The following is a 20,772-nucleotide window of genomic DNA, read 5'->3' on the forward strand; positions in this document are numbered from 1 at the left end:
CCCCTTGCGGGGCCGCCCGGTTCGTCATGTCGGCAGCAACACGTCCGCTCGCGGACGCGGGGCCAGGGTTTACAGGAAGGCCATCGGGTCGAAGTCGTCGATGCCGATGATGTGGAGCCTGGGCAGGCGAACCTGGAAGGCGTGCACGTCGTATTCGAGGTCGATGATTTCCAAGCCTCGTTCCTCCAGCTCGTGGAGCTGGGAGGAGAGGAATTCCTTGAAGCACATGACCGCGACGCGGCGGCCCTGGTCGAGGAGGGTCTCGATCTGGGGCAGGAAGTCGGCGTCATGGCTGGCCAGGATGACGTCACCCTTGCCAAGATCAGCGATCGCATCCATCGTGCGCTGCAGACCCACATCGACGACCTTCATGTCGGCGGGTCCTGACAGGGGGATGACCGAGTAGTCCATGGCCGTGAGCGCCTGAACGAAGCCCATCGGCAGGAAGCCGGACGAACCGTTGAGGAAGAACAGGCCCTTGGCCTTCTGACCCCAGCGGCCGTGCGCGCTCTCGAGGACACGATCCCAGCGGGGGCGCTCCTCGGGATTCGGGCGACGATCAAGGACAGAAAGGCCCAGCGTCGCGTCAATATTCTCGCCATCTACGACGAGGTATGTCGTTTGATTATTAGGATTTTCCATGGAATTAGAGTAACCGACGATTGTCTCTACCTATGCGGCCTTGAGTCCTATGTACAACCAGATAGAGCGAGGCCGGGACTGCTCAGCGCAGCCCCGGCCTCGTCAATTTCAAGGGGTGACAATCACTTCACGTCGTCGTCAACCCAGTCGAGCGTCCGCGTCACGGCCTTCTTCCACAGGCGGTAGGTGCGGTCGCGCTCGGCCGGCTCCATGGAGGGCGTCCAGCGCTTGCCTTCCTGCCAGTTGGCTACGACATCGTCGGTGCCCGACCAGTAGCCCACGGCCATACCGGCGGCGTAGGCGGCACCCAGGGCGGTCGTCTCGATAACCTTCGGGCGAACGACGTCGACGCCGCACAGGTCGGCCTGGAACTGCATGACCAGGTCGTCGTGCGTCATGCCGCCGTCAACCTTGAGCTCCTTGAGCGGCACACCAGCGTCGGCGTTCATCGCGTCGAGGACCTCGGCGCTCTGGAACGCGGTCGACTCCTCGACGGCGCGGGCGATGTGGCCCTTGTTGACGTAACGGGTCAGGCCCACGATCGCGCCGCGGGCGTCCGAACGCCAGTAGGGGGCGAACAGGCCGGAGAAGGCGGGGACGAAGTAGACGCCGCCGTTGTCCTCAACCGTGCTGGCCAGCTCACCGATGTCCGACGACTTGACGATCATGCCCAGGTTGTCGCGCAGCCACTGGACCAGCGAACCGGCGACGGCGATCGAACCCTCGAGGGCGTAGACGGCCGGCTGGTCGCCGATCTTGTAGGCCACCGTGGTGAGCAGGCCATTGTCGGAGAAGACGGGCTCGGTGCCGGTGTTCATGAGCATGAAGCAGCCGGTGCCGTAGGTGTTCTTCGCCATGCCCTTCTCGAAACAGGCCTGGCCGAAGGTGGCCGCCTGCTGATCGCCGAGAATACCGGCGATCGGGGTGTCGATGAGCAGACCGTTCTTGCGGCCGTAGCCGTAGATCTCGGAGGAGGACTTGATCTCGGGGAGCATCGACATGGGGATGCCGAAGATCTCGCAGACGTCCTCACGCCACTGCAGCGTGCGGATATCCATGAGCATGGTGCGCGAGGCGTTGGTGACGTCGGTGCAGTGAACGCCGCCGTTGATGCCGCCCGTCAGGTTCCACAGGACCCAGCAGTCGGTGTTGCCGAAGAGCAGGTCGCCAGCCTCGGCGCGCTCACGAGCGCCCTCGACGTTGTCGAGGATCCACTTGATCTTGGAGCCGGAGAAGTAGGGAGACAGACCGAGGCCGCAGATCTGGCGGAAGCGGTCCGGGCCCTCGTCGCCCTCGAGCTCCTTGACGATGTCGGAGGTACGCATGTCCTGCCAGACGATCGCGTTGTAGACGGGCTCGCCGGTGTTCTTGTCCCACACGACGGTGGTCTCACGCTGGTTGGTGATACCGACGGCGGCGAGGTTGTGGCGGTTGATTTCCGCCTTCTGCAGAGCCTCGGCGACGACGGTGCGGGTGGTGTCCCAGATTTCGATGGGGTTGTGCTCCACCCAGCCCGGGTTCGGGAAGATCTGGGTGAATTCCTGCTGTCCGACGGAGACGATCTCGCCGGAGTGGTTGAAGATGATCGCACGGGTCGAGGTGGTGCCCTGATCGATGGCGAGAACGAACTTTTCGGTGGTCATGAGTGTCCTTTCGGAGGCGTTATCACGTCGTTGTGTATGCCGCGCCTGGCCACCTGCGCGGCGGGCGGGACTTCACAGTCCCACAAAATGTCACCCCGGCGGCGGGGTGTGACGCGGGCGAGGCCGCGGTGGCCTCGCCCGCGCACTCACTCTCAGGCGAGGGTGAGGAAGTAGAGAACGGTGCCGACGATGGCGCCGACGATCGGGCCGACGACGGGGACCCAGGAGTAGCCCCAGTCGGAGCCGCCCTTGCCCTTGATTGGCAGGATCGCGTGGGCGATACGGGGGGCGAGGTCACGGGCCGGGTTGATGGCGTATCCGGTGGGGCCACCGAGCGAGTTACCGATGACGACGATGATGAGCGCGACGCCGAGCGGACCGACCGCAGTCTCGGTGTGACCGGATACGAAGACCCACAGGACGAGCACGGCAGTGCCGATGGCCTCAGTGAGGCAGTTCCAACCGTAGGAGCGGATCTCGGGGCCGGTGGAGAAGACGCCGAGCTTGAGGGCGGGGTCGCAGTCCTCGTCGAAGTGCTTCTTGAAGGTCAGCCAGCACAGAACGGCGCCGACGAAGGCACCGAGGAACTGAGCAACGATGTAGACGAGGATGTTGGTCGCGTTGACCGCGACGCCGGGGGCGAGCTCAACAGAGGAGTCGAAGGCGTGGCCGACAGCCTTGGCGATCGTCACGGCGGGGTTCAGGTGACCGCCGGAGCGGAACGCGACGTAGACGCCGGCGAAGACCGCGAGGCCCCATCCCCAGTTGATGACCAGCCAGCCGCCACCCTTGCCCTTGGACTTGGGCAGCAGGTTCGTGGCGACGACGCCGCCACCGAGGAGCAGCAGCACGGCCGTGCCGAGGAATTCGGACCAGAACAGCTGGGCCGTGGTGAAAGCAGCCGTGTCAGCGGCTGCCGGGAGCAGTGTTGTGAGCATGTTTCCCTATCTTTCTCCAGCGCGTCGTCGCGCCGGTCACCGGTGGCTTCCCACCGCGAATAATGTGCCATCGAACACTATCAACTGAGATAGCGATCCGTGGGTCACACCAAGTATGTCACCTGTTGCACGTTAGCCCAAACTGAGTGCACATTCGTGCACACCCAGGTGTGTGACCCTGACCATCTGACGAAGCCTAATCTACTCACCCGGGCACAGAAGTCAATGTTCAAACACACACATCTGCACGCTTGTGCATGGCACACTAGAAAACGTGACAATACGTGACGAACAGGCGCATGAGGCCGCCTCGATGTACTACCTCCAGGGGCAGACGATGGAGACAATCGCCCGCCACCTGCAGATATCACGCTCCTCGGTCTCACGGCTTCTCGCCCACGCGCGGGAGGTCGGCCTGGTGCGCATCTCGGTGTCCGCCTCCCCCGGGCTCAAAGGCACCCTCGCTGGCCAGATCGCCGACCTGTTCGGCGTCCAGGTCTCCGTCGTTCCCGTTCACGACGTCCACACCGAGGTCAATCGCCTGCACAACGTTGCCCTCGTCGCTGCCGAACACCTCGTCGACATGCTCTTCCCCGGCGTCACTCTCGGCATTGCCTGGGGAAACACGACCGCGGAGGTCACGCGAGCGATGCCGCACGTGACGTTCCCCGGCTCCACCGTCGTCCAGCTCAACGGCGCAGCCACAGCCACCGAGTCAGGCATGCCCTACGCCGAGGCCATCATCGCCCGCGCTGCCAAGGCCATCGGCGGGCGCATCGTCAACTTCCCTGTCCCCGCCTTCTTCGATTACGCGGACACCAAGGAGGCGCTCTGGCGCGAACGCTCCGTCCAGTCGGTCCTCAACACGATCGACAGCGCAGACGTCGCCCTCTTCGGCGTGGGATCGATGTCCGCACGTCTGCCCTCCCACGTCTACTCGGGGGGCTTCCTCGACCCCAACGAGATCGCGGCGGCACAGAACGACGGGGTCGTCGGCGACGTGTGCACCGTCCTCATCCGCGAGGACGGCTCCACGAACATGCACCTCAACGAGCGCGCCTCGGGCCCGAGCCCGGCCACGCTCAAGAAGATCCCACGGCGCCTGTGCGTCGTCTCCGGCGCATCGAAGGCGTTGCCGCTCCTCGGGGCCCTGCGCGCCGGGGTCGCCACCGACCTCGTCCTCGACGACGGGGCCGCGCACGAGCTCCTCGACCTCGTCCACACGCGCATGACTCCCCGCCGCTCCTACATCTGAGCCTGGGGCGACACCGACGCACAAGAAAGGACTCCGGCCTCGTCCATGATGGAACGAGGCCGGAGTCCTTTCTCAGCTCAGCCCAGACGCTTGACCAGCGGGAACGGAATCGTCTCGCGGATGCCCTGGCCGGTGAGGACCATGAGCAGGCGGTCGATGCCCATGCCCATACCGCCGCACGGCGGGAAGCCCTGCTCCATGGCAATGAGGAAGTCCTCGTCCATAACCATGGCCTCGGGGTCGCCGTTGGCAGCCGCGAGGGCCTGCGCCTCGAAGCGCTCGCGCTGGACGACCGGGTCGGCCAGCTCGGAGTATGCGGTGCCCGTCTCGAAGCCGCGCACATACAGGTCCCACTTTTCGGTGAGGCCGGGGCGCGAACGGTGGTAGCGGGTCAGCGGAGAGGTGTCCTCCGGGAAGTCGTAGACGAAGGTCGGCGCCCACAGCTTGGAGGCGACGAGCTCCTCGAAGATGTCTTCGACGATCTTGCCGGACACGGCGTAGTCGTCGACCTCCAGGCCGATGCGCTCCGCGTACTTGACGAGGGTCTCGCGCGGCGTCTCCACCGTGACCTCTTCGCCCAGGGCCTCGGAGGTGGAGCCGTACAGGTCGATGCGATCCCACTCGCCCGACAGGTCGTACTCGGTGCCGTCGGCCAGGCGCACGATTTCCTCGCCCTCGGACAGATCGAAGGCGTCGCGCGCGGCCTGCTGGATGAGGTCGCGGGTCAGCTCAGCCATGCCGTTGTAGTCCGAGTAGGCCTCGTAGGCCTCCAGGGAGGTGAACTCGGGGCTGTGCGAGGAATCCATGCCCTCGTTGCGGAAGTTGCGGTTCATCTCGAAGACGCGATCCACGCCGCCGACGACCGCGCGCTTGAGGTAGATCTCCGTCGCGATGCGCAGGTAGAGATCGGTGTCGAGCGCGTTCATGTGCGTCGTGAAGGGGCGGGCAGCCGCGCCGCCGTGGATCATCTGCAGCATCGGTGTCTCGAGCTCGATGTAGTCGCGGCGGAAGAAGTTCTCGCGGATCGAGCGGTTGACGGCCGCGCGGATGCGGACCATGTCGCGCGCGGCGGGGCGCGTGATCAGGTCGAGCTCGCGGCGGCGGATGCGCTGGTCCTCGGACAGGGTGATCTCTTCGCCGTCCTCGGTGGTCCAGGTCTTGGGCAGGGGGCGGATCGCCTTGGAGGCGATGGCCCACGAGGCGTCGGGGGCGGGCAGCGCGGTGGGCGCGGCGTCGTACTCGGCCTGGGCCTCGGGCGTGACCTCGGCGGGGGTCGCGAAGATCGACAGCTCGCCGCGGCGCGAGGAGATCACGCGGCCGTGGACGAAGAGGTGGTCGCCCAGGTCGACGTCGTTCTTGTAGGCGGCCAGGGACTCGGCGCCGACGGAGGCGGCCGAGAGCATGACCTGGATCTTGTTGCCCTCACCGTCCATGAGGGTCGCGAAGCAGAGCTTGCCGCCGTTGCGCGCGAGGATAACGCGGCCCGCCAGGCCCACGTAATCCTCGGTCTCTTCGCCAGGCTCGAGGTGGGCGTACTTCTCACGCACCGCCTTGATGGTGGTCGTGATCGGCAGGCGCACGGGGTAGGCGGGGATGCCGGCCTCCATGAGGCGCGCGCGCTTGGCCGCGCGAACCTTGACCTGCTCGGGGGTGTCGTCTGCGGGTGCTTGCGTGGGCGTGGAAGAAGAATCGGTCATGCGCCTATCGTACCGGGATTTGGCCCCGTGACGAGGCAGGGGCCCGGTTGGGCTCCTCACGCACCCGGGAGGTCGGCCGCGTAGGGTGCCGACGAGGATCCGCCGATCCCCTGCGTGGAGTGTGCGGCAGCCGCACAGGCGAGGGCGAGCGCCTCGGGCCACGACATGCGGCGCGCTTGGCGCGCCCAGGCCAGCGCAGCCGAAAAGACGTCCCCCGCACCCGTCGTATCCACCGCGTTCACCGCGGGCGCTGGCACGCGCAGGATCCGTCCATCGACGCACGCGATCACGCCATTCTTGCCGCAGGTGACCACGCAATCACAGCCAAACGACGCGAACCACCGCGCGGCGTCCTCCACGCTGTCGGTGCGCGCGTAGGCGAGCGCCTCCTCCTCGTTGGGCGTGCACACGTCAGCCACGCGCAAGGCCTCCAGGCCCACCGGATCCCAGGCCCCGGCCTCGTCCCAGGCCGTGTCCGCCAGCACCCAGGTCCCGCGCTCGCGCCAGGAGGACACGACCTCACTGTTCGCGCTGATTCCCCGCACGTCCGCGAGCAGGCACGCCGGCGCGTCGCCTCCCAAGCGGGGCAGCGCGGTCGTCCCGCGCGTGGTCATTGCCCGATCGCCGTCGAAAAAGAGGGAGACAGTGACGTTTTGATCGCCCACGCGCTCACACGAGGAGGTGTCCACGCCCTCGCACGCGAGCATCTCGTCCACGAACTGACCCATCTGATCGACGCCCACTCGAGAGTGCAGGCGCACGGGCGCGCCCAGACGAGCAAGCGCAATCGCCTGATTCGCCGCGCCGCCCGCGCACATGAGAGCTCCCTCCACCCAGGCCTCGCGGCCGGGAACCGGAGGCCCGTCGAGGGGCCCCATGACGACGTCAAGGAACGTCGGACCGTACACCGCGAACTGAGATGCGGCGGGTACTTGAGATGCCACGGGTCCTCCTAGACGTGAGCGCGACTACAATATGTCACTGAGCCACCACTATACGTATCCAGAGAGGATGCCCGCCATGCAGCTCACCATCGTCGGAGGAGGGGGCTTCCGGGTCCCCGCGATGATCGACGTCTTGGCCCGCTCACGGGCGGGGCAGGGAGCCTACGCATCCCTCGACGTCGACCGCGTCGTCCTGTACGACACCGACGTACGCAGGCTCGACGCGATGATGGCCGTACTGTCCTCGCTGAATTTCCCGCACTCCCCCACCGTCCGCGCGACGACGGACATCAACGAGGCCCTTCCCGGAGCCGACTTCGTCTTCTCCGCGATGCGCGTGGGCGGCACCTGCGGACGGGTCCTCGACGAACACTGCGGCCTCGACAACGGCTTGTTGGGGCAGGAGACCGTTGGCGTGGGCGGCTACTGCTACGCGTTCCGCTCGCTCGGACCGGCACTCGAGCTGGCGCGCGCTGCGAAGCGCCAGTGCCCGAACGCCTGGCTCATCAACTTCACGAACCCGGCCGGGATCATCACCCAAGCGATGCGTTCCGTGCTCGGCGAGCGCGTCATCGGCATCTGCGACACCCCCATCGGGCTCGTCAACCGGACGCTGAACGCCCTGGGCGTTCCCGAGGAGGAGCGCACCGACGCGTCCTTCGACTACGTGGGCCTCAACCACCTCGGCTGGCTGCGCTCGCTCTCAGTCGACGGCCGCGACATCCTCCCGCGCCTCTTCGCCGACGACGAGGCCTTGGCCTCCATGGAAGAATCGCGCGCCATCGGGACGGACTGGATTCGCGCGCTGGGCGCCCTGCCCAACGAATACCTCTTCTACTACTACTGCCACCGCGAAGCCATGGCCCGCATCCACCAGGACCAAACACGCGGCGAGTACCTGCGCGATCAGCAGGAAGCCTTCTACAACGCCGTCCTCGCGGGCCCCGAGCAGGCGGGACGGACGTGGATCGATGCGCTCGCCGACCGGGAGGCGACCTACATGGCCGAGGCCCGCGACGTCGACGAGCGTTCCGGACGGCGGGCCGAGGACATCGCGGGCGGCGGCTACCAGAAGGTGGCCCTCGACCTCATGAACGCGCTCGCTACGAATACTCCTGCGCGCATGATCCTCAACGTCGGTAACGGCGACGGCGGATTCTCCTCGATTCCGACGCTGCGCGACACGGACGTCGTCGAGGTTCCCTGCGATGTCGACGCCTCCGGCGTCCATCCGATTCCGGTCGCTCCCTTGGAAGGGGCCGCTCTCGGCCTCGTCCAATCCGTGAAGGCCTGTGAGAACCTCGTCATCGACGCTGCCCGCGAGCGCGACCGCAGCCTCGCGTGGCAGGCGCTGGCGCTGCACCCCCTGGTCGACTCGGTCAACGTCGCGCGCGACGTGCTCGACCAGGCGATCCGTACAAACCCGCTGATCGCGGCAGCCTTCGACTGAGGGGCGCCCGTCCCGCGCTGCGCGCCGTCTTCCCGGCGCCCGTCAACGCACTGTGCCCCTGCCTCGTACGGACGAGGCGGGGGCACAGTCTCAGGGGCACGTCGGGTGTCGGGAGATCACCCGCGGGTGTCCCAGCGGAAGAATTCTTCTCCCCCCGCGTAGCCGTGGGGGTGTCCCGCGTCGCGGGTGCCCTGTCGGATCCATGACTCCATCCGGTCGAGGTCGTCGAATTGGGTGACGTGCTCCCGCACTGCCCTGACCTTGGCATCGATGTCTGCCCGGTCCAGCTCGACGACATGGTTCGTCGACGGGCCGCCCTGGAACCACACTTCTTCGACGACGTGGGGTTCCAGGCCCTCGTCGAGCAGCTCGGGGAACGCGAAGGGGTTGCGCGCGGCCGGGTAGACGGCGTCTGTGACCGCGGCGCCCACGGCCCGGTGGTCCGGGTGATTGGCGTAGATGGACGACCAGTTGTATTCGGGTGAGAGGGTGAGGATCAGGTTCGGCTTCACGCGCCGAATGAGGGCGACGATATCGCGCACGAGGCCGTGGGATGGGATCACCATGCCGTCGGGGTAGCCGTCGAAGAAGACGAGTTCCGTCACGCCCAGTTGCTCGCACGCGCGGCGCTGTTCGTCGCGACGCAACTCCCCCATCTGCTGATGCAGATCCTGGTCGGAACCTCCCGCATCACCGTCTGTGACGACTGCGACGACGACCCTCGATCCTTCGCGCACGAAGCGAGCGAGCGTCCCGCCCGCATCCACGTCCGCATCATCGGGGTGAGCGTAAATGCCCAGCACGGTATCCATTCGTGTACTCCTTATTGAGGCGCCGGCGAGAACCTGTCCCGCCGGCGCCTATCGCAAATCTGTGACGACTACTGATCAATCGCCGCGTTGGCGGCGTCCTGAGCAGCCTGGACGCCCTCATGCACGCCGGTGCGTCCCAGGAAAACCTCCTTGAGCACGCCGTTGTACGCGTCCATTGCCGCGCCCAGCTTCGCACCGAAGGGAGCCATGATCGTGCCCGAAGGAGTCTTCGCCATCACCGAAGTGTCGACGCCCTTGTCCGACCAGTAGGCGGTCCACGTCGCCTGGGCCTGCTCGTTCGCGGGGAAGCCGGCGCCCGTCTTGCCCAGTGCGGCACCGCCGTCCTTACCAGCCAGCCACGCCAGCAGCTTGTGCTGAGCCTCGGGGTTCGCACTCGCCGTCGAACCGGCGGCGACGACGGAGTTACCGACCGTCACGGCACCGGCGGGACCCTTCGGCTGGGGAGCCAGGCCCCACTCGAAGGAAGCGCCCTCGGCCACGTTCGCCAGGTTGTAGGAACCGGACTGGAACAGAGCGATCTTGCCCTGCAGGAACTGGTCGCGGCTGAAGTCGCCGTTGTCGTTCGTGTCGGCCGCCGAGGGGGCCACGTGCTCCTTGTTGATCAGGTCCACCAGGTAGCCGACCGCGGCGTCGCCCTCGGGGCTCGCAAACGTAAAGCGACCGCTCTCATCCTGCAGGGTGGCGCCGGCAGAACCCAGGTACGGAATGAACATGGCCTGACCATCGAGCGCAGCGTTGTATCCGTACTGGACGATATGGTCCGCGTCGAAAGCGGGGTCAGCCGCGTTGCGGCCCGACGAGTCCAGCGTCAGCTTGCGGGTGATCTCCCGCAGAGAGTCGGTGGAGGCGCTCGGGTCCCACGACAGGTTCTGCAGGTCATCGATGCTCACGCCGGCCGCGTCCAGCAGCGACTTGTTGTAGTACACCGCGATCGACGGGTCGGTGAGGACCGGGACGCCGTAGAGCTTTCCATCAACCGTGTACTGATCGATGGCACCCTGAAGCCAGCCGTCGCGCTCGGAGGCGGGGAACTCCTCGTCGATGTTGACGATCTTGCCGCCGCGGGCGTACTCCGTGTAGTTGTTCGTGTTGGACCAGAAGACGTCCGGTCCGGTACCCGCGGCGAGCTCGGAACGCAGGCCCGTGAAGTAGTCCGACCACGGGACGACCTCGACATTGACCGTGATCCCCGTTTCCTCGGTGAACGCGGGGAGCGCCGCCTCGTACGCCTGGGCAGCCTGATCATCCCACAGACGCAGGGTCAGGGACGTGCCCGCCTCGCTCGACGCGCTGCCACCCTGCGAGCAGGCGGCCATCAGCATCGACGCGGCACCAATCAGAGCGGTAGCGGTAACAAAACGCCTTTTCATGAAGACCTCCAGTTGTGATGGGTTGTGTTGTTACTTGATGCCCGTCAGGGCAATCGATTCAACGATGTGTCGTTGAAAGACAATGAACAGAGCGATCAGCGGCACGAGCGCGATGGTCGTCGCCGCCATGACGTACGTCCAATTCGCGTTGTACTGGCTCTGCAGAGCAGCCGTCGCAACCGTGAGGACGCGTGGCCTGGTCGCGGCAATGATCCGCGGCCACATGAATGAGTTCCACTGGCTCACAACCGTGATGAGCACGAGCGTCGAAATGATCGGCTTCGACACGGGAACGACGATGGAGAAGAGGATGCGCATCTGCCCGGCGCCGTCCATGGTCGCCGCGTCGATGATTTCCTGGGGGATCTGACGGAACGACTGACGCAGCAGGAACACCGCGTAGGGCGAGGCAAACACGAAGGGGAGGACAATGCCCCAGAAGGTGTTGTTGAGCCCCATTTTCGCCATCATGAGGTACAGCGGGATAACGAGGACCGACGCCGGAATCATCATGGTGCCCAGGAAGAGCCAGAAGATGACCTCGCGCCCCGGGAACTCGATGCGGGCGAACGCGTAGGCGGCCAGCACGGAGGACACCAGCTGCCCGACGACCATCACCACGACCATGAGAAGCGTCGTGATGATCGCATCGCCGAAGTTGACCCGTCCCGTCAGGATCGCCTGGAACGAGGCCAGGGAGGGCGGGGAAGGCAGCGCGAAGGGCGAGTGCGAGGCGAAGTCCTGCGGCGATTTAAAGGCCGTGACAAAGCTGAAGAGGAGCGGGACGACCATGATGAACGCGGCCAGCGACAGCCCCGCGTAGATCCCCAGGGTCGACCACCAGGGCCGACGCGAGTGCGACTTAGACGAGCTCATACGTGGTCCTCTTCCGGAAGTACAGGTTCTGGGCCAGCGTCAATCCCATGAGGAGCAGCATCATCACGCACGCCATGACTGCGGCGCGGCCGACGTTTCCGGTCTCGAAGGCCTCCTTGTAGATCAGGTAGGCGAGGACCTCGGTGGAGCCGGATGGGCCTCCCTTGGTCAGGGCGTAGATCTGGTCGAAAACGTTGAAGACCGAGATCACGGAGGTGACCGAGACGAAGAAGAAGGTCGGGCGCAGGAGGGGCATCTTGATGTGCCAGAACACCTGCGCAGAGGAGGCCCCATCCACGGTCGCGGCCTCGGTGAGCTCGCGCGGGATCGCGAGCAATCCGGCGATGAAGAAGAGCGCCGTGTACCCCACGTTCGACCAGACGACGACGAAAGCCGCCGCTGGTAGGGCCCAGGTGGGCGATACGAGAATTTCTAGTCGCGTGCCCGCCAGCGCGGAAAGAAGACCACCGGTGGGGGCGAAGATCCACGACCACACAACGCCGAGGGCCAGCGGAGGCGCGATCCACGGGATGACGATGAGCGTGCGATAGACGACGGTCCCTCGCACGCCCTTCGTCAGCAGGTTCGCAAGGAGGAGGCCCAGGATGATCTGGATGGGGACGACGAGGAGGACGAAGAGAATCGTCGTGCGCAGGGACGACAGGAAGGCCGGGTCGCTCAGCACGTTCGTGACGTTGGCCAGGCCCACGTATCGCGTATCTCCGATGAGGTCCCACCGGTACAGGCTCACCCACATGATGACGCCGATGGGCACAACCATGAAGATGAGGACGCCGATGAGGGCGGGCGACAGGAACGCGTATCCGATGAGTGCGTGGCGCGTGCGAGACGCTCGCTTGCTCATGCCCCACCTTCCTTTCGTTCGGTTCTTCGAGGATAGGTGTGACGGGCGTATCAGCGCCGGGCGAAGACAAGGTATGGACAATTGTGAACATCGCGTGCCGTCACACGACCAAAGGTGCACGAAACTGAGCAAAACAAGGGAGCGTCCACTCAGCTGAGTGGACGCTCCTGCCGACGCGTCAATCAGACGCCGGAGCTCTTCAGCCCCAGCTCGCGGGCACGGGGCGAGTCCTCGGGGACGGTTCCCGCGTGGTCACCTGCACTGATGATCTTGTTGGCCTCGTCGACAAAAACGACGGACGGCTTCACCTGACGCACGAGAGATTCGGGCACCTGGGCGTAGGCCATGATGATGACGAGGTCGCCGACGGTCACCTTGTGGGCGGCCGCCCCGTTGAGCTGAATCGTGCCGCTGCCTCGCTCGCCCGCGATCGTGTAGGTCGAGAGGCGCTCGCCGTTGTTGACGTCGACGATGTCGACCTTCTGCCCGGGCACGATGTTCGCGGCGTCCAGCAGGTCCTCGTCCACCGTGATCGAGCCGACGTAGTGCAGGTCGGCGCCGGTGACGACGGCGCGATGGATCTTGCCGATGGCCATCTCGCGTGTCATTTCCATCATGCGAGGTCCCCCGCGCGTTCGGCGAGACGGCCGGCAGGACCGGAGGCGTCGCGCAGCGGCACCTCCATGTTGTCGATGAGGCGCGTCGTGCCCACCTTGGCGGCGATGAGGATACGTCCCTCACGCGAGCCGTCGGACAGGATCGTGGGCGCGGCAGTGTCCTCGCCGACGGGCACGGACTCGGTGCCAGCGAGGATCTCGAAAGTCCCCGCGTCCACGAGCGCGATGTAGTCCAGATCAATGCCGCCCTCGGCGTCGATCACCGAGCGGCACTCGGCGACGATCTGCGCGGGCTGCGCCCCGGCCTCGGCGACCTCGGCGCCGCGACGAAGCGCACGCGAGAGGGCACGGGCGCGGATACGCTCATCGTCGCTCAGGTACTGGTTGCGGCTGGACAGGGCGACCCCATCCTCGGCGCGCACGATCGGCACGGGGTGGACGCGCACGGGGATGTCCAGCTGGGAGAAAACGGTACGCAGGACGGCCAGCTGCTGGGCGTCCTTCTGTCCGTACAGGGCCACGTCGGGGCGCACAAGGTTGACGACCTTGGTGCACACGAGCGCGACGCCCGCGAAGTGCGTGGGGCGCGTCTTGCCCTCGAGGACGCGCGCGATGGGGCCCGGGTCGATTGTCACGGTCGCGGGCGTGGGGTACACGTCCTGGGGCGCGGGCGCCCACACAAGGTCTGCCCCCACCGTCTCGAGCGCGTCCATGTCCGCATCCAGGGTGCGCGGGTAGGCGTCGAAGTCCTCGCCGGGCGCGAACTGCGTCGGGTTGACGAAGATCGTGACGATCACGTGATCGGCCAGTTCGCGGGCTTCGCGCACGAGCTGCAGGTGCCCGGAGTGGAGGGCACCCATGGTCATCACGAGGGCCTTCGTGCCGGGCAGGCGCGACAGCGCATCGGCCAACTCGGCACGCGTGTGGGTCAGGACAGGACGGTGAGTCATAGTTCTATTGTTGCAACTTCGGCCCGCCGGTGCGTCATCGAGTCGCTTTCCTCACGCCTCGCGTTTTGCGACGAGGCCGGGGTTGCGCGTGTTCTCTCTCCCGCGTTTTGGGCTCGTTGGGTGTGTGGGTATCAGGCGCCCGGGTCGAGGAGGGCGGCCTCGATGCTGGTGGCGGCCCGTTCGTCGAGGAGACGCGCGTCGCGCAGCAGGCGGGTCAGTGCACGGGTCATGTCCGCGTAGGTGTCGTGTTCCCCCGAGAGACCTTCCCTGGCCCCCAGGCTGCGAGCGTGCGCGGCGATCGTTCCCGCATCCCCGCGGGCGGCGGGCCCAGAGATGCCCGCAACCCCCTCGGTGAGGGCCCGGTCGAGGGCGGCCTCGAGGAGGGGACGCACGTACAGGGCGGGGTTCTCAATGCCGGCCTCAGCGAGAATCCGCGTCGTCTGCACGGTGATACCGGCGATGAAGTTGGCGCCGTGGGCGAGGCCCGCGTGGTAGAGGGGGCGGTCCTCCTCGGCGACGACGACGGGCTCACCGCCCATTTCCACGACGAGGGCCTGGGCGATCGGCAGGAAGGGCGCCGCAGCCGTCACCGCGAAGGGCGTGCCCACGAGGCGCGCCACGTCGACGCTGGTGCCGGTGAACGTCATCGCCGGGTGGATGGCGAGCGGGATCGCCCCCGCTCCCGCGGCGGCGCCGAGCAGCCCCACGCCGGAGGCACCCGACAGGTGAATGACGATGTGCCCACTCTGCCAGGCGCCCAGATCGGCCAGGCCGCTCACAAGGGGGCCAATCTGGTCATCGGGGACGGCCACGATGACTACCTCGGAGCGTCGCACGACCTCCTCGGGTGTGGCGATCGGCACGCCGGGGAGCATCGCGTCAGCGCGCTCACGCGAGGCATCCGACGACGCGGAAACAGCGACGATCTGATGCCCGACCGCGCGCAGCGCAGAGCCGATGACGGGACCGACGTGGCCCATGCCGATGATGCCGATTCCGAGGCGTCCGGGGGTACTCATGCCTCCATTGTCACCGATCATCGGGCTACTTGTCGCCCTCCGCACGCTGCGAGGTCGCCTCGACGATCTCGGTGACGCGAGAGAGCCAGCGCTCGGGAGCTTCGGCCTCGCGGCGGACCTTCGAGGCCTGCGACAGCTGCGCCCACAGCCCCAGAGAGCGGCCCGCCTCGACGTGCTCGGCCATGGATGCCACCGGTCCGGGGACCAGCTCGGCGCGCACCGAGGCGACGCGGCGCCAGCGCTGAATGGGCCCCTGATGCAGCGACACCGACTGGATGCGTGTCAGAGGGATGATCGAGAAGCGCCGGTTGAAGAAGCCGTCGCGGATCGCAAACACGGCATCGGTCAGGCCGAAGGCTCGGCGCTTGTACACGAGAGGATCCAGAATCCTCGCGCTGGGCGGGATCGGTGTCATCCAGCGGTCCTCGCCCGTACCCACGCGAAGGGACTCAAGGAAGCCGTCAGGATCATCGGTCCCCAGGTCCGGGATCGCCATCGCGATCGCCTGGATGACCTCCACGCGGCTTCCAACGGGAAGCAGCACGTCGGAGGCCACGTCGACCTGCATTCCCTTGTTCTTCTCGTCCTTCGTGTGGGACGCGTTGCCGGCCTGCGCAATCTCCACGCGATACCAGCCAAACAGCCGCCAGATCAGCGGCTGCGTCACCTCGATGGCGTGGATTCGCCCCGGCGGGATCGTCACGTGACGGCGAGCCGTCAGGCCACGGTTAATGCGTACGCCGTCGGCCGCGATCGCCGCGGTGAAGCCAAACTCTCGATCGAAACGCGCCCAGACGCCCGCCAGGAGGCTGAACGCGCCCGCCAGGATGCCCAGGAAACTCATGATCGACGTCACCCCAACGACACCCACGAGGAAGCCGTTGAGGACTAGGAGGAAGATACCGAAGAACAGGGCGATCACATTGTCGATGGTCGCCAGCATGGAGGCCAGGAGCTTGACAAAGCCGACCTTGAAGACGGGACGCGCGGGTGCCTCGAGCGGGGAGGCCCCCGTGCGGGTCCCCAGCGTCGCGGCCACGGAATCCGCGGAAGGATCCACGACCTCGTCGATCGCACCCGAAGCGAGCGCGAGGAGGAGGGCTCGCAGCTCCTCGAGGCGACGAGAATTAAGCAGACCGAGCTTGATGCTCGAATCCGTGCCGCCAGCGACCTCAATGTCCAGATAGCCCAGACCCAGGATGCGCCCCACGAGCGAGTAGGACACGTTAATCGTCTGGATGCGCGACAGCCGCGCGTGACGCTGAGTGCGCTGGAGGATGCCGGCGCGATACCAAATCGCCGTGTTACTCACCGCGTAGCGGGTCTTCGTCCACGACAGGTAGCAGTACGCGCCCGCGATGGCGAGAACAACGCCCGCAATCATCACAAGACCGAGGAAGATGCCGGTGGTTGCGAGCCACGCGGGCGTCTCACCGTTGAGCATGCGCCCGATCGCAGAGGCGTTGCTCAGGGACACCGCGCCCACGATACCCGCGACACTTCCCGCGACGCGGGGAACGTAGGTGAGCGGGTGAAGCGGCTTCCAGTCCTCGGGGGCGATGCCGTCGGAGGAGAGGTCCGTGCTCATAGGCCCATCAGCTCCGCCGAACCACGCTCCGCCAGGACGTCCCGCAGACGCGCCGCATCCGCGACAGGCACGCCGCTCAGCGTCGCGTCAGTCTTCGCGCTCGCGGTCGACAGCTTGATCGTCGAGATGCCGAGCAGGCGCAGCACGGGGCCCTGGTAGATGTCGACGTACTGGATGCGGCCGTAGGGCACGAGGGTCAGCGAGCGACTGAAGACGCCGCGACGGATCACGAAGTCCGTATCGGCCAGTGCGTAGCGCAGGGCGCGCACCTGGGCGGGCACGAGCCACAGACAGAAGAGTGCGATGGCGGCGGGCACGAGCATGAGCCACCACAGCGCCGGGATGTCGACGATGAGGACGAGGGCGGAGATCGCGCCACACAGAGCACCGCACAGCGCGAGGGCGTTACCGAGGCGCAGGGTCGCGAGCTTGGGGGACACGTGCTGGAAGTCGACGCCGTCGGGAGACATGACGTCTGCTGCGTTCTGAGATGACATGCTTCAATTCTTGCACATCTTTTCCGCGCCTTTTCTTATCCTTTATCGCTGCGCGACCAACCGAGGTGACGAAGCAAACAGAAGCAGCACCATCACTCCCACCTACCTCACAGGAAACATTCAGACACATGGGCGACACTAGTCGTATGAGTACCCCGGGAACCGAAGCAAAACTGCTCGTCGTCGACGATGAGCCCAACATCCGCGACCTCCTCGCCTCCTCCCTGCGCTTCGCAGGCTTCGACGTCGTCACCGCCGAGGACGGCAGCGGCGCATTTCACGAAGCCCAGACCTCGCGCCCCGATCTCATCGTCCTCGACGTCATGCTCCCCGACATGGACGGCTTCACCGTCACCAGGCGCCTGCGCGACGCCGGCATCACCACCCCGGTCCTCTTCCTCACCGCGCGCGACGACATGCGCGACAAGATCCAGGGCCTGACCGTCGGCGGCGACGACTACGTCACCAAGCCCTTCGGCCTCGAAGAGGTGGTCGCCCGCATCCGCGCCATCCTGCGCCGCACCATGGGCTCCGAAGAAGACGACGCATTCCTGCGCGTCGGAGACCTCGTCATCGACGAGGACGCCCACGAAGTCACGCGCGCCGGCATCCCCATCGACCTGTCCCCCACCGAGTTCAAGCTCCTGCGCTACCTCGTCATCAACGCGGGGCGCGTCGTCTCCAAGATGCAGATCCTCGACCACGTGTGGGAATACGACTGGGACGGCGAAGTCGCCATCGTCGAGTCCTACATCTCCTACCTGCGGCGAAAGCTCGCCGTCGAGGGGGCCTCCGGAGAGCTGATCCACACCAAGCGCGGGGTCGGCTACATCCTGCGCGCTGAGGACTGACGTGCGCCCCGGCCTGGCTCAACGCATCGAGGCATGGTGGGACTCCAAGCCGCTATCCGCGCAGCTCGTCACGCTGATCACGCTACTCCTGGCCATCGGACTGTCCCTGTCCGGCACAGTCATGATCGGCCTCCTCCAGCGCCACCTCACCTCTCAGATCGACGACCAGCTCGTCGCGACCGCCCACACGCTGCAGATCTCCGGATCGGCGGCGACGTTCTCCGCCGACGGCCAGGGCGGCATCCCCACCCTCTACTACATCCATATCCATAACACCGACGGGGGCGACCGCTACTTCTACTCCGAGGACACACTCAAGGCCTCGGGCAAGCCCCAGCTGCCCGAACTCGTCGACATGAGCTCCGCGCCCGTCTCCTCCTTCCGTACCATCCCGGTCACCGTCTCCTCTTCCAAGGCCGGCCTCGGCTGGCGCGCCCTCGTCGTCCCCCTGTACGAGCAGGACTCCGGCCAGTTCTCCGGATACATGACGATCGCCCTGCCCCTGTCGGACATGCAGCACACCCTGCGCACCACGGCCTCGTACTTCTCGGTCGCCGGCATCATCATCGTCCTCATCGGGGGCTGGACCGGGCGCGTCCTCGTACGCCGCGCACTCCTCCCCCTGCGTTCCATCGAATCCACCGCCGGAAAGATCGCCGCCGGTGACCTCACCAAACGCGTCACCCCACACCCTCCCACGACCGAGGTCGGCTCGCTCTCGCTCTCCCTCAACGCCATGCTCACCCAGGTCGAGCAATCCTTCGAAGCCCGCCAGGCATCGGAACAAAAGATCAAACGATTCGTCTCCGACGCCTCCCACGAGCTACGCACTCCTCTCGCAGCCATCTCCGGCTACTGCGAGCTCTACGCCATGGGCGGCGTACCCACCGAGCGCATCGAGGAAGTCATGGGGCGCATCGCTTCCGAATCCTCACGCATGGCCACGCTCGTCGAAGACCTCCTCACCCTCGCCCGCCTCGACGAAGGCCGCCCCCTCGAGATCACCGACATCGACCTCGTCAAGCTCGCCGATAACGCCGTCTTCGACCTCCAAGCCCTTGACCCCACGCGCACGGTTGGGCTCACCGGCATCAACAGCCGCACTCCCCCGATGACCCTCATCGTCCCCGGCGACCGCGACCGCATCTCGCAGGTCTTCACCAACCTCATCGGCAACATCGTGCGCTACACCCCCGAAGGCTCCCCCGTCGAAATCGCCCTCGGACGCAGCGGCGACACCGCCATCGTCGAACTGCGCGACCACGGACCCGGCATCGATGAAACTGACCGCGGACGCGTCTTCGAACGCTTCTACCGTGCGGATACCTCACGCAACCGAAAATCCGGCGGCTCCGGCCTCGGCCTCGCGATCGTCTCCGGCATCCTCGCAGCTCACAAGGGCAACGCATCGCTCACCAAAACAAAAGGCGGCGGCCTCACCGTTCGCATCGAACTCCCCACAGCGTGAAAGACGTAACGTACCGGTCAGCACACACGGCTTTTTCGCTCAGTTTTCGCCATTTCTCCCCTGACAGTTTCACGAAATCCATCGGGATTTTCCCCGATTTTTTACCAACGAACGTGACCTTCGCTCAAAAGCGCACTAGCATGGCTCGGGTATTCCTCAGCAAGGAGAGTGGCCCATGGGTGCTCAAGCACCTCAGTGGCTGCTGACGTCTTTCGTTGACGCCATGCAGCAAATCGGCGCAACCGCGACCCAGTCCGACCTCGAAAAAGAGAGCGTCGACCTCGCGGAACGCTGGAGCGCGCCCGAACGCCAGATGCACAACCTGCGTCGGCTCATGAACACGCTCACCCACATCGATGAAATCTCGTCGTCCGCGCACGATCCCGACATCCTGCGCGTCGCCGCGTGGTACCACGGCGCCTTCCTCAACAAGGCGCTCGAGATCAAGCTTGGCGGGTTCCAGGCGAACTTCGCCGCCACCCGATGCATCGACCACGCGCACAACCGCCTCACCAACCTCGGCGTGCCCGAGGATGTCGTCGCACGCATCGACGAACTCATTGCCTTCCTGACACGCCACCGCGCGCCGCGCACGGACTTCGACGCGCAGGTGCTCGTCGACGCCGATCTGGCGGGCCTGGCCTGTAGCCCCCAGGACTACAAGAAGCTGCGCACATCCCTACGCGCCGAGCTCAGCGAGCTCGACGACCTGCAGTTCACCAAGGCGCGCATGGCGCTCGTGAAGAAGCTCCTGAGCTACGAGACGATCTACCAGTCCCCCCTCGGCTCCGCGTGGGAGGACACCGCCCGCGCAAACCTCGAGGTCGAGCTGAGCCGCCTCGAGCGCGAGAAAGCCCAGCTGTGCCAGGCCGCCCAGGCCGAGGACGCCGAGGAACCCGAGGACACGGACGACACCGACGAGGTCGTGGAGGACTCCACGACGACAACCGGCACACTAATCATCAAGCGCCGCTCTATCAAGAAGCGCATCCCCATCGCTTCACCGGACGACGAGGCCACGTCCACCGGCGTCCTGCCGCGCAAGATTGAGGAAACAGCCGACACGGACGAGGATGAGGAAGCAACCTCCTCCCTCGAGTCTGCCGTCGAATCCCTGGATCTGCCTACCTCCGACTGACGAGGCCGCGGCTGCTGTTCGTACCGCAGGGCCCAGCCGCTCTGCATACCGCAGGTCCGCCTCGCCGGACCTGCGCACTGTGCATGCCACAGGGCCCGCCCAACCTGGCCGCTGTGTGTGCCGGTGGGCGG

The 20,772-nt window shown here is 66.1% G+C and carries 19 protein-coding genes; 5 read left to right on the forward strand and 14 right to left on the reverse strand.

Going from position 1 to position 20,772, the window contains the following annotated elements; translation table 11 throughout:
* Positions 1 to 69 precede the first annotated feature (69 nt).
* The 3 genes from HMPREF1137_RS05300 to HMPREF1137_RS05310 all read right to left on the reverse strand — a co-directional run bounded on the left by HMPREF1137_RS05300 (position 70) and on the right by HMPREF1137_RS05310 (position 3,223).
* Positions 70 to 642 carry a PIN domain-containing protein gene (locus HMPREF1137_RS05300; protein WP_007589711.1) on the reverse strand — a complete coding sequence of 191 codons (573 nt, stop codon included), beginning with the start codon at positions 640 to 642 and terminating at the stop codon, positions 70 to 72.
* Between the two features lie 122 nt (positions 643 to 764).
* Entirely contained in the window at positions 765 to 2,285 is a 1,521-nt protein-coding gene (gene glpK / locus HMPREF1137_RS05305; RefSeq protein ID WP_007589707.1) for a glycerol kinase GlpK, read from the reverse strand.
* A 152-nt stretch (positions 2,286 to 2,437) separates the two neighbouring features.
* Positions 2,438 to 3,223, reverse strand: coding sequence for an MIP/aquaporin family protein (locus tag HMPREF1137_RS05310; protein WP_007589703.1), 786 nt, complete (start codon positions 3,221 to 3,223; stop codon positions 2,438 to 2,440).
* A 313-nt stretch (positions 3,224 to 3,536) separates the two neighbouring features.
* Here HMPREF1137_RS05310 and HMPREF1137_RS05315 point away from each other — a divergent pair, with 313 nt between their 5' ends.
* Positions 3,537 to 4,478 (forward strand): sugar-binding transcriptional regulator, encoded by a 942-nt coding sequence (locus tag HMPREF1137_RS05315; RefSeq protein ID WP_007589718.1) that lies wholly within the window; start codon positions 3,537 to 3,539, stop codon positions 4,476 to 4,478.
* 77 nt (positions 4,479 to 4,555) lie between these two features.
* Here HMPREF1137_RS05315 and HMPREF1137_RS05320 read toward each other — a convergent pair whose 3' ends face one another.
* Positions 4,556 to 6,175 (reverse strand): lysine--tRNA ligase, encoded by a 1,620-nt coding sequence (locus tag HMPREF1137_RS05320; protein WP_007589715.1) that lies wholly within the window; start codon positions 6,173 to 6,175, stop codon positions 4,556 to 4,558.
* A 56-nt stretch (positions 6,176 to 6,231) separates the two neighbouring features.
* Positions 6,232 to 7,119, reverse strand: coding sequence for a carbohydrate kinase family protein (locus tag HMPREF1137_RS05325; protein ID WP_007589709.1), 888 nt, complete (start codon positions 7,117 to 7,119; stop codon positions 6,232 to 6,234).
* Positions 7,120 to 7,195: 76 nt separating this feature from the next.
* Here HMPREF1137_RS05325 and HMPREF1137_RS05330 point away from each other — a divergent pair, with 76 nt between their 5' ends.
* Positions 7,196 to 8,569 carry a 6-phospho-beta-glucosidase gene (locus HMPREF1137_RS05330; RefSeq protein ID WP_007589700.1) on the forward strand — a complete coding sequence of 458 codons (1,374 nt, stop codon included), beginning with the start codon at positions 7,196 to 7,198 and terminating at the stop codon, positions 8,567 to 8,569.
* A gap of 116 nt (positions 8,570 to 8,685) precedes the next feature.
* On the opposite strand, the gene HMPREF1137_RS05335 is transcribed toward HMPREF1137_RS05330, so the two are convergent.
* The 9 genes from HMPREF1137_RS05335 to HMPREF1137_RS05375 all read right to left on the reverse strand — a co-directional run bounded on the left by HMPREF1137_RS05335 (position 8,686) and on the right by HMPREF1137_RS05375 (position 17,184).
* A complete protein-coding gene (locus HMPREF1137_RS05335; RefSeq protein ID WP_007589701.1) occupies positions 8,686 to 9,381 on the reverse strand; it encodes a PIG-L deacetylase family protein in 696 nt (231 codons plus the stop codon).
* A 68-nt stretch (positions 9,382 to 9,449) separates the two neighbouring features.
* Positions 9,450 to 10,772: an ABC transporter substrate-binding protein gene (locus tag HMPREF1137_RS05340; RefSeq protein WP_007589697.1), complete on the reverse strand. Its 1,323-nt coding sequence runs from the start codon at positions 10,770 to 10,772 to the stop codon at positions 9,450 to 9,452.
* A gap of 30 nt (positions 10,773 to 10,802) precedes the next feature.
* On the reverse strand, positions 10,803 to 11,648 hold the full coding sequence (locus HMPREF1137_RS05345; RefSeq protein WP_007589717.1) for a carbohydrate ABC transporter permease: 846 nt from the start codon (positions 11,646 to 11,648) through the stop codon (positions 10,803 to 10,805).
* Positions 11,635 to 12,513, reverse strand: a complete 879-nt coding sequence (locus HMPREF1137_RS05350; RefSeq protein ID WP_007589714.1) for a carbohydrate ABC transporter permease — start codon at positions 12,511 to 12,513, stop codon at positions 11,635 to 11,637. The genes HMPREF1137_RS05345 and HMPREF1137_RS05350 overlap by 14 nt, the downstream gene beginning before the upstream one ends.
* A 182-nt stretch (positions 12,514 to 12,695) precedes the next feature.
* Positions 12,696 to 13,130 carry an aspartate 1-decarboxylase gene (panD, locus tag HMPREF1137_RS05355; RefSeq protein ID WP_007589695.1) on the reverse strand — a complete coding sequence of 145 codons (435 nt, stop codon included), beginning with the start codon at positions 13,128 to 13,130 and terminating at the stop codon, positions 12,696 to 12,698.
* Positions 13,127 to 14,080: a pantoate--beta-alanine ligase gene (gene panC / locus HMPREF1137_RS05360; RefSeq protein ID WP_007589705.1), complete on the reverse strand. Its 954-nt coding sequence runs from the start codon at positions 14,078 to 14,080 to the stop codon at positions 13,127 to 13,129. The genes panD and panC overlap by 4 nt, the downstream gene beginning before the upstream one ends.
* A 131-nt stretch (positions 14,081 to 14,211) precedes the next feature.
* A complete protein-coding gene (locus HMPREF1137_RS05365) occupies positions 14,212 to 15,099 on the reverse strand; it encodes a Rossmann-like and DUF2520 domain-containing protein (protein ID WP_050980941.1) in 888 nt (295 codons plus the stop codon).
* A 25-nt stretch (positions 15,100 to 15,124) separates the two neighbouring features.
* Complete coding sequence (locus HMPREF1137_RS05370) at positions 15,125 to 16,687, reverse strand: PH domain-containing protein (RefSeq protein WP_007589710.1); 1,563 nt, start codon at positions 16,685 to 16,687, stop codon at positions 15,125 to 15,127.
* Complete coding sequence (locus HMPREF1137_RS05375; protein WP_003795769.1) at positions 16,684 to 17,184, reverse strand: PH domain-containing protein; 501 nt, start codon at positions 17,182 to 17,184, stop codon at positions 16,684 to 16,686. Before HMPREF1137_RS05375 ends, HMPREF1137_RS05370 begins: the two co-directional genes overlap by 4 nt.
* Positions 17,185 to 17,312: 128 nt before the next feature.
* Here HMPREF1137_RS05375 and HMPREF1137_RS05380 point away from each other — a divergent pair, with 128 nt between their 5' ends.
* The 3 genes from HMPREF1137_RS05380 to HMPREF1137_RS05390 all read left to right on the forward strand — a co-directional run bounded on the left by HMPREF1137_RS05380 (position 17,313) and on the right by HMPREF1137_RS05390 (position 20,641).
* A complete protein-coding gene (locus HMPREF1137_RS05380) occupies positions 17,313 to 18,035 on the forward strand; it encodes a response regulator transcription factor (protein WP_007589716.1) in 723 nt (240 codons plus the stop codon).
* A gap of 1 nt (position 18,036) precedes the next feature.
* A complete protein-coding gene (locus HMPREF1137_RS05385) occupies positions 18,037 to 19,503 on the forward strand; it encodes a sensor histidine kinase (RefSeq protein WP_007589713.1) in 1,467 nt (488 codons plus the stop codon).
* A gap of 175 nt (positions 19,504 to 19,678) precedes the next feature.
* Complete coding sequence (locus HMPREF1137_RS05390; protein WP_007589699.1) at positions 19,679 to 20,641, forward strand: HD domain-containing protein; 963 nt, start codon at positions 19,679 to 19,681, stop codon at positions 20,639 to 20,641.
* The last annotated feature ends 131 nt before the right edge of the window (positions 20,642 to 20,772 follow it).

It is taken from the genome of Actinomyces sp. ICM39 (genome assembly GCF_000282935.1).
Classification (GTDB): domain Bacteria; phylum Actinomycetota; class Actinomycetes; order Actinomycetales; family Actinomycetaceae; genus Pauljensenia; species Pauljensenia odontolytica_B.